Source organism: Leifsonia sp. 1010, assembly GCF_031455295.1.
Classification (GTDB): domain Bacteria; phylum Actinomycetota; class Actinomycetes; order Actinomycetales; family Microbacteriaceae; genus Leifsonia.
Window position 1 is genome coordinate 411,791 of sequence record NZ_JAVDSL010000002.1, and the last position, 12,379, is coordinate 424,169.

Genomic DNA, 12,379 nt, shown 5'->3' on the forward strand with positions numbered 1-12,379 from the left:
GACCGGGACGCCGTCAGTGACGGCGGCGCACCCGGTCGCGTGCCCGCACCCGCAGCCCGCTCGCGATGAGCCGCGACACGAGCTCCTTGCCGGAAACGGGATGCGCCCCGGCCGCCACCAGTTCGTCGTAGCGCCGGTCGGGCACGTCGTAATGGTCCATGTCGAAGGCGCGGCGCTGGATGCCGTTGGCCTCGGCGAAGGCGTGCAGCTCGTCGAGCGACGCGTCGCTGACCAGATGCGACCACAACATGCCGTGGGCCGGCCATGCCGGGGGATCGATCAGGACCGTCATAGAATGATTCTAGGAACCGGTTCCGCTGTCGGAGCCGAACGGTCCCGAAGCCGGAACGGTGTCGCCACCGTGACGACGGTCGCTGAATTGACGGCCTGTCGGGCGTCGGGTAAAGTTGACCGTTGGTGTGTGCCGGGTGTGACCCGCGCAGCCATCATGGTTTTCTGAGAGCAGCCGGGAGCATGTCGCTACCGGCGGGACTCGCCAGTGACTTCCAAACAGTTGAAGAAGCAGGACCAGGTCCGCGGCAGCGCCGGGAACTGTTCCCCGACGAAAAGGTACGTGAAAGTGGTTTACGCAGTTGTGCGCGCCGGTGGCCGGCAGGAGAAGGTCGAGGTCGGCACCATCGTGACGATGGACCGCATCAAGGCCGACAAGGACGGCAAGGTCGAGCTCGCGCCGGTGCTGCTGGTCGACGGTGACAAGATCACCTCCGACGCCAAGTCCCTCGCGAAGGTCACCGTGACCGCCGAGGTCCTCGGCGACCTCCGCGGCCCGAAGATCGTCATCCAGAAGTTCAAGAACAAGACCGGCTACAAGAAGCGCCAGGGCCACCGTCAGGAGCTCACGCGCGTCAAGATCACCGGCATCAAGTAGCCGACGGCTCTCGAGGAGAAGACACCATGGCACACAAAAAGGGAGCGAGCTCCACTCGCAACGGCCGCGACTCCAACGCGCAGCGCCTCGGCGTGAAGCGCTTCGGCGGCCAGACCGTCAACGCGGGCGAGATCCTGGTCCGCCAGCGCGGCACCCACTTCCACCCCGGCGTGAACGTCGGTCGTGGCGGTGACGACACGCTGTTCGCCCTCGCCGCCGGCGCGGTCGAGTTCGGCACCAAGGGCGGCCGCAAGGTCGTCAACATCGTGGCGGCCGAGGCCTGAGCCTCGACCACGAGCACCACTCTTCCGGATGGGCGGGCTTCGGCCCGCCCATCCGCCGTTTCAGCACCACAATCAGTAGGAGAGCACCATGGCGACGTTCGTTGATCGCGTGACGTTGCACTTGCGCGCCGGCAACGGCGGCAACGGGTGCGTCTCGGTCCGGCGCGAGAAATTCAAGCCGCTGGCCGGTCCCGACGGCGGGAACGGCGGCAACGGCGGCGACATCGTGCTCGTCGCCGACCCGCAGGTGACCACGCTGCTCGGCTACCACCGCCACCCGCACCGTTCGAGCGAGAACGGTGGCTTCGGCATGGGCGACCATCGCAGCGGACACACCGGCGAGACCCTCGAACTGCCCGTCCCGGTCGGCACGGTCGTCAAGAGCGCCGACGGCGACGAGCTCGTCGATCTGTCGGAGCCCGGCATGCGGTTCGTCGCCGCTCCCGGCGGAGTCGGGGGCCTCGGCAACGCCGCGCTGGCGAACCCGAAGCGCAAGGCGCCGGGCTTCGCGCTCCTGGGCACTCCCGGGTGGGAGGGCGATGTCCAGCTCGAGCTGAAGACCGTCGCCGACATCGCCCTGGTCGGGTACCCCTCGGCGGGCAAGTCGAGCCTCATCGCCGCCATGTCGGCCGCGAAGCCGAAGATCGCCGACTACCCGTTCACCACGCTCCACCCGAATCTCGGCGTCGTGCAGGCGGGCGATGTCCGCTACACCGTCGCCGACGTCCCCGGTCTCATCGAGGGTGCGAGCGAGGGACGCGGGCTGGGGCTGGAGTTCCTCCGTCACGTCGAGCGCTGCTCGGCCCTCCTGCACGTGCTCGACTGCGCGACGCTGGAGCCCGGTCGCGACCCGCTGAGCGACCTGGACGTCATCCTCGGCGAGCTGGCCGCCTACCCGGTGCCGGAAGGGCAGACGCCCCTTCTGGAGCGCCCGCAGCTGATCGCCCTGAACAAGATCGACGTCCCGGACGCCCGCGAGCTCGCCGACTTCGTCCGACCGGAGCTCGAGCAGCGCGGTTACCGCGTCTTCGAGATCTCGACGGTCAGCCACGAGGGCCTGCGGCCGCTGTCCTTCGCCCTGGCCGAGATCGTCGAGCAGGCGCGCGCCGAGCAGGCCGCGCTGGAGCAGGCGCGACCCCGCATCGTCATCCGGCCGAAGGCCGTCGACGACTCCGGATTCGTCGTGAAGGTCGAGGGCGGCACGGACGGCCCGGTGTACCGCATCCTGGGCGCGAAGCCCGAGCGCTGGGTCGCCCAGACCGACTTCGCCAACGACGAGGCCGTCGGCTTCCTGGCGGACCGCCTCGCGAAGCTCGGCGTCGAGGACCAGCTGGTCCGTGCGGGCGCCGTCGCCGGCTCCACGGTCGTCATCGGCCGGGACAACGGTGTGGTGTTCGACTGGGAGCCCACGCTCACCTCCACCGCGGAGCTCATCACCTCGCCCCGCGGAAGCGACGTGCGCCTCGACACGAATGCGCGTCCGACCCGCGCTCAGCGCCGCGACGACTACTTCGAGCGGATGGACGCGAAGGCGGAGGCCCGCGAGCAGCTCCTGCGGGAGCGCGAGGCGGGGCTGTGGCAGGACGACAGCTACGACGACAACGTGGTGAGCAGCGCGGCTGATGGCAGCCGCGGAGACGAGGAGACCGCAGAGGGATGACCATCGACGACCGCAGCCAGATCCCCTCCGCCCGACGCATCGTCGTCAAGGTGGGCTCGTCGTCCATCAGCGGCGAGAACGCGGGGCAGATCGTGCCGCTGGTCGACGCCCTCGCCGAGGCCCACGGCCGCGGCACGCAGGTCATCCTGGTCTCGTCCGGCGCCATCGCGACCGGCACGCCGTTCCTGTCGCTCTCCGAGCGCCCCACCGATCTCGCGACCCAGCAGGCGGCCGCCGCGGTCGGTCAGACGGTGCTCATCTACCGCTACCAGGACAGCTTCGACCGCTACGACATCGTCGCGGGTCAGGTGCTCCTGACCGCGGGCGACATGGAGAACCCGACGCACCGCAGCAACGCGAAGCGCGCGATGGAGCGGCTGCTCGACCTCCGCATCCTGCCGATCGTGAACGAGAACGACACCGTCGCGACGCACGAGATCCGCTTCGGCGACAACGACCGCCTCGCCGCGCTGGTGGCGCTGCTGGTCGACGCCGACGTCCTGGTGCTGCTCTCCGATGTGGATGCGCTCTACACGCGTCCGCCGCACGAGCCCGGTGCCGAGCGCATCGAGGTCGTCGGCTGGGACGACGAGCTGGAGGGCGTCGAGATCGGCTCGACCGGTCTCTCCGGCGTCGGCAGCGGGGGAGCGGTCACGAAGGTCTCGGCCGCCCGCCAGGCCGCGGAGCGCGGTACCGCCGTCGTGCTCACCGCGACATCGCTGGTGTCGCAGGCCCTGCGGGGCGAGCAGGTCGGGACGTGGTTCGCGCCGGCACCCGACACGCACGCATCCGACGCTTCCGTCCCCAGATCCGGGCTTTCCACCGGTTCGACCGCGGCCGTCACCTCCGACGCCGCGGCGTCCTAGAATCGACGCATGTCCTCGCTGACCGGTGCGCTGCCCACGGCCGCGCTCTCCCTGCACGAACGGCTCGCCGCCGCCAAGACCGCGTCGCGCGACCTGGCGATCGCCGACACGGATCGCAAGAACCGCGCGCTGCGCGCGATCGCCGACGGCGTGCTCGCCTCATCGGCCGACATCCTCTCCGCCAACGAGCTCGACCTGGCCAACGGCCGTGAGAACGGGCTCTCCACCGGCCTGCTCGACCGGCTGACGCTGAGCCCGGCGCGCCTCCAGGGCCTCGCCGACGCCGTCCTCGAGATCGTCGGCCTGACCGACCCGGTCGGGCAGGCGGTGCGGGGCAGCTCGCTGCCGAACGGCGTGAAGATCACGCAGGTGCGCGTTCCCTTCGGCGTCGTCGGCGCGATCTACGAGGCCCGGCCCAACGTCACGATCGACATCGCCGCGCTCGCGATCAAGAGCGGCAACGCCGCGGTGCTGCGCGGTGGCAGCGCGGCCATCGAGACCAACCGCGTGCTCGTGCACGTCATCCAGCAGGCGCTGGCGAGCGCCGGACTTCCGTCGGATGCCGTGCAGACGATCGACGACTTCGGTCGCGAAGGCGCGGCAGAGCTGATGACGGCGCGCGGCTTCGTCGACGTGCTCATCCCTCGGGGGAGCGCCGACCTGATCCAGGCCGTGGTGACGCAGTCGACCGTCCCGGTGATCGAGACCGGCGCGGGCGTCGTGCACGTGGTGCTCGACGAGTCGGCCCGGGAGGATTGGGCCGTCGACATCGTCCGGAACGCCAAGGTCCAGCGGCCGAGCGTGTGCAACGCCGTCGAGACGCTGCTCGTGCACAGCGCTGCCGCCGAGCGGTTGCTGCCGCCGGTGCTCTCCGCGCTGCGCGCCGAGGGCGTCACCATCCACGCCGACGACCGCGCCTTGCCCTTTGCCCCGGATGCGGTGCCGGTGACCGAGGAGGACTACGCCACCGAGCACATGAGCCTCGACATCTCGGTGAAGGTGGTCGACGACCTCGACGAGGCGATCGAGCACATCCGTCGATACTCGACCCAGCACACGGAGTCGATCATCACGAACGACCTGCAGAACGCGGAGCGCTTCCTCGCCGAGGTCGACTCTGCGGTCGTGATGGTGAACGCCTCGACGCGTTTCACCGACGGCGGCGAGTTCGGCTTCGGCGCCGAGGTCGGCATCTCGACGCAGAAGCTGCACGCGCGCGGGCCGATGGGACTTCCGGAGCTCACCAGCACCAAGTGGATCGTCCGCGGGTCCGGCCAGGTCCGGGCGTGACCGACCGCTAGACTTGACGGCGGGCCGAAGGCCCCGAGAAAGGATCACGCACGATGTCATTCCTGACGACCGTCCTCGCCGAGGCGGAGACCCACGTCGAACTGCCGATGCCCACCTGGGCCTTCGGCGCTATCGCCATCGTCCTCTTCATCGCCCTCGCCTTCGTCGCCTGGAGCTTCAAGGATGTCGCCAACCGGCACAGCCACCGCTCCGCCCCCGACGCCGCCGCCCATGCGGGGGCTCCGGGTGCCACGCACCACGGCACCGGCCACCCGACCCAGGGGCACTGAGCCGATCCGGGCATGGAGCTGAAGGAGACGGGCCGGCCGCGGATCGGTGTGATGGGCGGCACTTTCGACCCCATCCACCACGGCCACCTGGTCGCCGCCAGCGAAGTGGCCCAGTCGTTCGACCTCGACGAAGTGATCTTCGTCCCGACCGGTCAGCCCTGGCAGAAGGGTGCGGTCACGGAACCTGAGCACCGGTACCTGATGACCGTCATCGCGACAGCATCCAACCCGCAGTTCACGGTCAGTAGGGTCGACATCGACCGCGAGGGCCCCACTTACACGATCGACACCCTGCGTGACCTCCACGAGGAGCGGCCGGACGCCGAGCTGTTCTTCATCACGGGCGCCGACGCCATCGCGCAGATCCTCAGCTGGCGCGACGTCGCGGAGCTCTGGGAGCTCGCGCACTTCGTGGCTGTGAGTCGCCCGGGACATGACTTGAGTATTTCTGGATTGCCGGAGCAAGACGTAAGCTTGTTGGAAGTTCCGGCCCTGGCGATCTCGTCGACCGATTGCCGGAGCCGGGTGAGCAGGGGATTCCCGGTGTGGTACCTGGTACCGGACGGGGTTGTTCAATACATCTCCAAACACCATCTGTATCGGAGCGTGGCATGACATCGTGGCCTGAACAGCCGCCAACAGGCCAGCCGCAGACGCGGCGACAGGCGAGGGAGTTCGAGCGCTCCGCCTCCCGACGTGCCGGAACCGCCGAGCCGACCCCCGGTGGCCAGATCCCCGAGATGACCACCACGGTGCCGCCGCGCGCGCCCGAGACGGCTGAGGCCGCGGGTGACGCGGCGCAGTCGGCGGAGAAGCCGCAGGTCGAGTCGCGCGACGCCGAGAAGGCGCAGGCGGAGCCGAAGCAGGCCGAGCCCGCCGCCGCGAGGACCGAGCAGGCGCCGGCCCAGCCGGAGCGTCCGGCCATTCCGGCCAGCGCGTTCGCCGAGCCCGGCGTCTCGTCGCCGTCGCGTGACGCCTTCGACCTGTTCCGTCAGGGTCCGGACACCACGCAGCCCGAGCCCGTCACGCAGCCGATGGCCATTCTCCAGCCGACCACGCCGCCCGCGGCACCCGCATCCAGCACCCCCGGTCCATCCGCCCCGCCGGCTTCAGCGAACGCCGGGTCGGAGCGCACTCTGACGCGCCGCGAGCTCCGAGCGATGCTGCAGGCGCAGGAGGCCAACGCCCAGGCCAATCATGCGCCGGCCGCGGGGGAGCAGGTCTTCCCGGTGTCCTTCACGTCCGCTCCCGAGGAGTCCGGCGCCAAGGAAGGCGCAGCGGAGTCCGGCTCGTCGGCTCCGCAGGCCGCTGCTGCTGCTCCCGCCGCCGATCCGCTCGCAGCCGATCCCGCGACGCCCGCCCCGACCAGCGAGAAGTCGGCCTGGCCGTTCGCCCCGCTGACTGCGTCGTCATCGCCGACCGCATCCCGTTCCGGCCAGTCCGAGACCACGGTCACCCAGAGCTCCACCTCTCCCTTCGCCGCCTTCGGCACCGCGGAGCCGAAGGCCGACGCCCCCGCTGTCGAGGCCCCGTCCGCGCCCGCCCCGGCGAAGAACGAGGAGCCGGGCGAGACCGCCGCACAGGAGCGCCGGCCGTTCACCCCGCCGACCGGGCACTGGTCGACGGCTGCCGAACTGGACGACCAGAACCAGCCGATCATCTCGCGCAACGTCGCCCAGTCGACCGCCGCGACGACGACCAACGCGCTCATCCTGCCCGTCATCCCGCAACCGGACACCCGCGCGCCTCTGACGAGCACGGGGGAAATCCTGGTCACCGGCTCGATCGACCTTCCGCGCGGGATGGGGGCCACCGGCGCCCACCCCGACCGCATCGACTCGTCTGACCTCGACCGTCTGCTCGACGGCGAGGAGAACGAGTTCAACACCTCGGAGGTGCAGCCGGTCCGCGCGTCGCGCGCCATCAGCACCCACACCTCCACCCGGGGCGTCATCGCCCCGCCGAAGAAGCGCGGCAACACGCTGCCGGTGATCCTCATGGTCACCGCCGGCGTCCTGGCCGTGAGCGTCACCGCGCTGCTCGTGGCCGCCTATGTGCTGAAGGTGTTCTGATCATCCGCACCTGCGCCACTCTTCTCGCACCGACCGCGACCCCACGACCGGAGGACCTTCCGTGACCGCATCCCAGCACGCCCGGGAGATCCTGCAGGTGGCCGCCGCCGCCGCCGACTCGAAGGGCGGACAGGACCTCGTAGCCCTCGACGTCTCGGGCCCGCTGCCGCTGACGGACGCATTCCTGCTGGTCAGCGGACGGGTCGAGCGCAACGTCGTCGCCATCGCATCCGAGGTGGAGGACCGCCTCAACGAGGCCGGCGTGAAGACGCTGCGCCGTGAGGGCAAGGGGGAGGGGCGCTGGGTGCTCCTCGACTTCGGCGACCTCGTCGTGCACGTCTTCCACGAGGAGGACCGCATGTACTACGCGCTCGAGCGCCTCTGGAAGGACTGCCCGACGATCCCGATCGAGCTGCCCGTCCACGAGAACGCCGAGTAGAGCGCCGCGCGCCCGGCTCCCAGCGTTCTGTCGGGTTCACCTGAGAGCCCTCTCATGAAGGGCCGCTTGGATGGGGACATGAAGTGTCCCAACGACAACGCGACCCTGGTCATGAGCGAGCGCCACGGCATCGAGATCGACTACTGCCCGGAATGCCGGGGTGTCTGGCTCGATCGTGGAGAGCTCGACAAGATCATCGACCGCGCCGGGACCTCGGCTCCGGCCGCGCCCGGTCCCCAGGCCGCCCCGCAGCCGCCGCAGTACGCTGCGCCGCAGCCGTACGCGGAGCCGCAGTACCGTGAGCCCCGCTACGGCGACCAGCGCTATGGCGACCCCCGCTACGACCAGCAGGGCCAGCGCCCCTACAAGAAGAAGGAGAACTGGCTCAGCGAGCTGTTCGACTGACACGAGCGGCGCTCAGTTTTTTCTGGCGGGCGCGATGTAGTAGTCTGAATGAGTTGTTCCGGGAGGTCCGAAAGGCCCGAACGGCGCACACTCTGGGTCTGTGGCGCAGCTGGTAGCGCACCTGCATGGCATGCAGGGGGTCAGGGGTTCGAGTCCCCTCAGATCCACCGAAGATGACAGAAGGCCGGACCGAAAGGGCCGGCCTTCTGCGCTGTTGCGGTCGGCGTCTGGCCGCTGGCGGTCAGTCGCCCTTCACGTTGACCAGCTGGTGAAGGGTGTGGCGGATCTCGACGAGGTCGGCCGCGTCGGCCATCACCTGGTCGATCGGCTTGTACGCCTGCGGGATCTCGTCCAGGAACGCCTCCGTGTCACGGAACTCGATCCCGGTCATCGCCTCACGCAGCTCCTCGATGGTGAACCGCTTGCGCGCGGCCGTCCGCGAGAACTGGCGTCCAGCGCCGTGCGGCGAGGAGTGCAGCGCGAGCGGGTTGCCGAGCCCGGAGACCACGTACGACGCCGTCCCCATCGAACCGGGGATCAGGCCCGCCTGGCCGACGCGCGCCGAGATGGCGCCCTTCCGCGACACCCAGACGTCCTTGCCGAAGTGGTTCTCCTTCTGCGTGAAGTTGTGGTGGCAGTTGATGCGCTCCGACTCGATCACGTCCACGCCGAACCACTCCGACGTCTGACGCACCACACGGTCCATCATCTCCTCACGGTTCAGCAGCGCGAAGTGCTGAGCCCACCGCAGCTGCGCGATGTACTCGTCGAACTCCGGCGTGCCCTCGACCAGGTAGGCGAGGTCCTTGTCGGGCAGTTCGATCCACCACTTCTCCATCAGCGCCTGCGCGACCTTGATGTGGTGACCTGCGATCCGGTTGCCGACGCCACGTGAGCCGGAGTGCAGGAACAGCCACACCACGTCCTCTTCGTCGAGGCTGACCTCGATGAAGTGGTTGCCGGAGCCGAGCGACCCCAGCTGACGCTCCCAGTCGCGCAGGTGCGTCGACGGGTCGAAGCCGGCCTGCTCGGCCAGCTCTGTCAGCTCCTGGATGCGCGGCTCCGCGGTCGCGACGATCTTCCGGTTGCGGGCGCCGGCGGAAAGCGGGATGGCGCGCTCGATCTGCGTGCGCAGCTCCGAGAGCGGTGTGGTGGAGGCCGCCACGTCGTCGCGCGTGAACTGGGTCCGCACGGCGATCATCCCGCATCCGATGTCCACGCCGACGGCCGCGGGCATGACGGCGCCGAGGGTCGGGATGACCGACCCGACCGTGGCGCCGAGACCCAGGTGGGCGTCCGGCATGAGGGCGAGGTGCGGGTGGATGAACGGCATCCGCGAGGTGGTGACCGCCTGCTCGCGCGTGGAGTCCTCCAGCAGGGAGGCCCAGCTCAGCAGGCGGTTCGAGATTCTTTCCATGATCCTTTCGTTTCTCATCGGGGTGCGGCCGGGACGGCCGTTCCCCGCGGAGATGCGAAGGAGGAGGTCAGCCCCGGACCTCGAACGGCGGGGCTGTACACCGGAAGGTGCGGTGCTACAGACCCCGCGGGCGCTCGAGCGCGCGGAAGGTGCGCTGTTCGCGCTTCGGGTACTGCAGGCTGAGCATCCCGGTGTCCTTCCGTTCGGCGTCTTCAGCGTGGGCTGCCTGCGCTGTCGGCGCAGGATTCACGACTATACATGCCAGCAGTGATTCTGGGAAGTACAGTCTGTTCCATGGAGACTCGGATCGCCGGCCCCGCCGACGCGGACGCCATCACGACCACGATCGCCCTGGCTTTCCGCGACGACCCGGTGTGGGGTCCGGCTCTCGCGGCGCCGGATGGCGGAACCGCGCACCTGGAGCGGTTCTGGCGGTACTTCGTCGACGGCGCGATCGGCCATCGCACGGTGTCTATGCAGGACGGCCCGTCGGGCGAGGCGGCGACGGTCGCCGTCTGGCTGCCGCCGGGGGTGGACGAGCTCACTGACGAGCAGGAGGCGGAGGTCGATGCCCTGATGGAGCGCACGCTCGCGCCCGAGCGCTTCGAGGCGTACCGGCGGCTGTGGCAGTGCTTCGACGAGACGCATCCCCACGGCGAACCGCACATGTACCTCAGCCTGCTGGCCACGCACCCGGCTCATCGCGGGCGCGGAATCGGTCAGCGCGTGCTTGCCGAAGATCTTGCGCGGTTCGACGCCGAGGGCCTTCCGGCGTATCTCGAGTCGACGAATCCGGCCAACGACCACCGCTACGAACGCGCCGGATTCCGGGCGGTAGGCGGCTTCACATCCGTCATCGACGGGGCCGCCGTCACCACGATGTGGCGGGATGCGCGCAACCCTGTAGAAGGAGGCTGAGCCTCAGCGCAGGCGGCGTTCCTCCTCCTGCTCCAGACGCTCCTTCTCGGCGTCCTTCGCCTCCTGCTCCTTCTGGATCTCTTCTTCGCGCGGGGTCTTGTTCGTCATGAGGCGAGCGTAGCCTCATTGCGGGCCGGGATAGATGTCGTTGTGCGCCGGGCCGAGGCTGGACTAGTCTCCCGCACGGACGGGAGTCGTCGATGGCAGCGGAGATCCCAGAAACACCTCGCCCTGTGGCCTTCGCCGGCGGGGTGCTCGACCGCTATCGCCATGTCTGCGCGTTCGTGAACGGTCGCGCAGAGGCCGACGCCGTGCTCGATCCCTTCCTGCGGGACGGAGTGGATGCGGGCGACCGCCTCCTGTACCTGGTGGACACCGCCACGCCGGGCGCTCCGCTCCGCCGTCTCCGCCGCCTGGGCTACGACGCCGGTGCGCTGCTCGAAGGCGGGCGCTGCGAGGTCCGGACGTGGGCCGAGACCTACCTGCGCACGGGAGCGTTCGACCAGGGCGACATGCTGGGGCAGCTGGACGCGATGCTCGGCACCTCGGCCCGGCCGCGCATCCGGCTTCTCGCCGACATGGGGTGGGCGGCCGATCGCGACGGAGTCGCGGACGACCTGATCGAGTTCGAGGCGCGCGCCAACTTCCTGCACGCGCGACACGGGCATGTGGTCATCTGCGCCTACGACACCTCTCGCTTCGACGGCGCGTTCATCATCGACATCCTGCGGACGCATCCGATGGTCTTGATCGGCGGCCTGTTGCAGGAGAATCCGTTCTTCGTGCCTCCGCAGGACTTCCTGGAGGAGCGGGCAGCGCGTGGTTGACGAGCCGGAGCGTCAGCCTGCAGCGGTCGCCGCCGACGACCGGCGATGGATGCGCGACCTGGGGGCGATGCTCGCTCTCCCGTCGTTGTGGGTGGATCACAGTCCCGCCGAGATCGCGGACGGCCTGCTGAGCGTGCTGGTCGGCGTGCTGCGGCTGGAGGCGGCGTTCGCGCGGTTCGAGGTCCCCGACGGCCGGGAGCGGCTCGAGACCTGGCGCCCGTCCGGTCCGCCGGCGCCGGACTCCCTGGTGGAGGCGCTGCGCTCGGGCCGCGCATTCTCGGCCCCCGGCGGCGCGGAACCGAACTCGACCGGCTTCGCGACGGCTGCGGTCCGGACGGCCGAGGTCGGAGCGGCGACGAGCGGGCGCATCACCCGGGCCGCCGCGCTCACCCTCGCGCTGCCGTGGGAGTCGGCACGCGTGCTCGTGGCGGCATCCCGAGCCGACTTCCCGACCGAGCGGGAGACGCACCTCCTGCGGGTCGCGGTCGGACAGGCCGCGATCGCCCTCCACACGGCACGGCGGCTGGCGGCCGAGCGGAGCGCCCGACGCGCGGCCGAGCTGGCTCTGGACACACAGACACGTGCCCTCCATGCGCTTCTCGACGACCTCGCGCCGGCGCTGTCGGAGGCGACGCGCCGGGTCCGCCAGGCGGCGAAGGAGGTGGAAGACCCGGATGTGCCCGTCGGTGCGGCAGGGACGCATCCCCTTTCGGCGCATCGCGCGGAGGAGCCCCGGGTGGTCTCGCTTCGCGGCTCGCCCCTCGACCCCGACCAACCGGTGGGCGGGACGGCCGACGGCACGGTTCCGCTCGACGAGACGCTGACTCGCCGTGAGCTGGAGGTGCTCGGCCTCCTCGCGCAGGGGCTGAGCAACAAGGAGATCGCCGGTGTGATGTGGCTGAGCGACCGGACGGTCGAGCGCCACATCACGAGTCTGTACCGCAAGATCGGGGTCGGTCGGCGCAGCGAGGCGACGGCGTTCGCGCTCCGGCACGGCGTCGTCTGACTGGGGGTCAGCCGAG

The 12,379-nt window shown here is 70.0% G+C and carries 15 protein-coding genes and 1 tRNA gene; 14 read left to right on the forward strand and 2 right to left on the reverse strand.

What is annotated here, in order from left to right; all coding sequences use genetic code 11:
* Positions 1-13 precede the first annotated feature (13 nt).
* Positions 14-292 carry a DUF4031 domain-containing protein gene (locus J2Y42_RS12715; protein ID WP_309859143.1) on the reverse strand — a complete coding sequence of 93 codons (279 nt, stop codon included), beginning with the start codon at positions 290-292 and terminating at the stop codon, positions 14-16.
* Positions 293-580: 288 nt separating this feature from the next.
* Here J2Y42_RS12715 and rplU point away from each other — a divergent pair, with 288 nt between their 5' ends.
* From rplU to J2Y42_RS12770, 11 genes are all read left to right on the forward strand, one after another.
* Positions 581-889 carry a 50S ribosomal protein L21 gene (gene rplU / locus J2Y42_RS12720; protein WP_175337332.1) on the forward strand — a complete coding sequence of 103 codons (309 nt, stop codon included), beginning with the start codon at positions 581-583 and terminating at the stop codon, positions 887-889.
* 26 nt (positions 890-915) lie between these two features.
* The gene (gene rpmA / locus J2Y42_RS12725; protein ID WP_018190815.1) at positions 916-1,173 is read left to right on the forward strand and encodes a 50S ribosomal protein L27; all 258 of its coding nucleotides are present in this window, start codon (positions 916-918) and stop codon (positions 1,171-1,173) included.
* 88 nt (positions 1,174-1,261) lie between these two features.
* On the forward strand, positions 1,262-2,833 hold the full coding sequence (gene obgE, locus J2Y42_RS12730; protein WP_309859151.1) for a GTPase ObgE: 1,572 nt from the start codon (positions 1,262-1,264) through the stop codon (positions 2,831-2,833).
* Positions 2,830-3,699, forward strand: a complete 870-nt coding sequence (gene proB, locus J2Y42_RS12735) for a glutamate 5-kinase (protein ID WP_309859153.1) — start codon at positions 2,830-2,832, stop codon at positions 3,697-3,699. Before obgE ends, proB begins: the two co-directional genes overlap by 4 nt.
* Before the next feature lie 9 nt (positions 3,700-3,708).
* Entirely contained in the window at positions 3,709-4,989 is a 1,281-nt protein-coding gene (locus J2Y42_RS12740) for a glutamate-5-semialdehyde dehydrogenase (protein WP_309859156.1), read from the forward strand.
* A 53-nt stretch (positions 4,990-5,042) separates the two neighbouring features.
* Positions 5,043-5,279, forward strand: a complete 237-nt coding sequence (locus J2Y42_RS12745) for a hypothetical protein (RefSeq protein WP_018190819.1) — start codon at positions 5,043-5,045, stop codon at positions 5,277-5,279.
* A 12-nt stretch (positions 5,280-5,291) separates the two neighbouring features.
* The gene (gene nadD, locus J2Y42_RS12750; RefSeq protein WP_309859159.1) at positions 5,292-5,894 is read left to right on the forward strand and encodes a nicotinate-nucleotide adenylyltransferase; all 603 of its coding nucleotides are present in this window, start codon (positions 5,292-5,294) and stop codon (positions 5,892-5,894) included.
* Positions 5,891-7,351, forward strand: a complete 1,461-nt coding sequence (locus J2Y42_RS12755; RefSeq protein ID WP_309859161.1) for a hypothetical protein — start codon at positions 5,891-5,893, stop codon at positions 7,349-7,351. Before nadD ends, J2Y42_RS12755 begins: the two co-directional genes overlap by 4 nt.
* A gap of 61 nt (positions 7,352-7,412) precedes the next feature.
* Complete coding sequence (gene rsfS, locus J2Y42_RS12760) at positions 7,413-7,790, forward strand: ribosome silencing factor (RefSeq protein ID WP_018190821.1); 378 nt, start codon at positions 7,413-7,415, stop codon at positions 7,788-7,790.
* A 78-nt stretch (positions 7,791-7,868) separates the two neighbouring features.
* The gene (locus tag J2Y42_RS12765; RefSeq protein ID WP_309859164.1) at positions 7,869-8,195 is read left to right on the forward strand and encodes a zf-TFIIB domain-containing protein; all 327 of its coding nucleotides are present in this window, start codon (positions 7,869-7,871) and stop codon (positions 8,193-8,195) included.
* A gap of 94 nt (positions 8,196-8,289) precedes the next feature.
* Positions 8,290-8,362 (forward strand) — tRNA-Ala (locus J2Y42_RS12770).
* 74 nt (positions 8,363-8,436) lie between these two features.
* Here J2Y42_RS12770 and J2Y42_RS12775 read toward each other — a convergent pair.
* Positions 8,437-9,612: an RtcB family protein gene (locus tag J2Y42_RS12775; RefSeq protein ID WP_309859167.1), complete on the reverse strand. Its 1,176-nt coding sequence runs from the start codon at positions 9,610-9,612 to the stop codon at positions 8,437-8,439.
* Positions 9,613-9,906: 294 nt separating this feature from the next.
* Here J2Y42_RS12775 and J2Y42_RS12780 point away from each other — a divergent pair, with 294 nt between their 5' ends.
* The 3 genes from J2Y42_RS12780 (at position 9,907) to J2Y42_RS12790 (ending at position 12,363) form a co-directional block, all read left to right on the forward strand.
* Positions 9,907-10,530, forward strand: coding sequence for a GNAT family N-acetyltransferase (locus tag J2Y42_RS12780; RefSeq protein ID WP_309859170.1), 624 nt, complete (start codon positions 9,907-9,909; stop codon positions 10,528-10,530).
* Positions 10,531-10,730: 200 nt separating this feature from the next.
* Positions 10,731-11,357: an MEDS domain-containing protein gene (locus tag J2Y42_RS12785; protein ID WP_309859173.1), complete on the forward strand. Its 627-nt coding sequence runs from the start codon at positions 10,731-10,733 to the stop codon at positions 11,355-11,357.
* Positions 11,350-12,363: a response regulator transcription factor gene (locus J2Y42_RS12790; protein WP_309859176.1), complete on the forward strand. Its 1,014-nt coding sequence runs from the start codon at positions 11,350-11,352 to the stop codon at positions 12,361-12,363. The genes J2Y42_RS12785 and J2Y42_RS12790 overlap by 8 nt, the downstream gene beginning before the upstream one ends.
* Positions 12,364-12,379: the final 16 nt, after the last annotated feature.

Bases quoted from the DNA above. Each gene is read 5' to 3' on its own strand.
- J2Y42_RS12715 (WP_309859143.1), bottom strand. From the start codon at position 292: ATGACGGTCCTGATCGATCCCCCGGCATGGCCGGCCCACGGCATGTTG.
- rpmA (WP_018190815.1), top strand. From the start codon at position 916: ATGGCACACAAAAAGGGAGCGAGCTCCACTCGCAACGGCCGCGACTCC.
- obgE (WP_309859151.1), top strand. From the start codon at position 1,262: ATGGCGACGTTCGTTGATCGCGTGACGTTGCACTTGCGCGCCGGCAAC.
- proB (WP_309859153.1), top strand. From the start codon at position 2,830: ATGACCATCGACGACCGCAGCCAGATCCCCTCCGCCCGACGCATCGTC.
- J2Y42_RS12740 (WP_309859156.1), top strand. From the start codon at position 3,709: ATGTCCTCGCTGACCGGTGCGCTGCCCACGGCCGCGCTCTCCCTGCAC.
- J2Y42_RS12745 (WP_018190819.1), top strand. From the start codon at position 5,043: ATGTCATTCCTGACGACCGTCCTCGCCGAGGCGGAGACCCACGTCGAA.
- nadD (WP_309859159.1), top strand. From the start codon at position 5,292: ATGGAGCTGAAGGAGACGGGCCGGCCGCGGATCGGTGTGATGGGCGGC.
- J2Y42_RS12755 (WP_309859161.1), top strand. From the start codon at position 5,891: ATGACATCGTGGCCTGAACAGCCGCCAACAGGCCAGCCGCAGACGCGG.
- J2Y42_RS12765 (WP_309859164.1), top strand. From the start codon at position 7,869: ATGAAGTGTCCCAACGACAACGCGACCCTGGTCATGAGCGAGCGCCAC.
- J2Y42_RS12775 (WP_309859167.1), bottom strand. From the start codon at position 9,612: ATGGAAAGAATCTCGAACCGCCTGCTGAGCTGGGCCTCCCTGCTGGAG.
- J2Y42_RS12780 (WP_309859170.1), top strand. From the start codon at position 9,907: ATGGAGACTCGGATCGCCGGCCCCGCCGACGCGGACGCCATCACGACC.
- J2Y42_RS12785 (WP_309859173.1), top strand. From the start codon at position 10,731: ATGGCAGCGGAGATCCCAGAAACACCTCGCCCTGTGGCCTTCGCCGGC.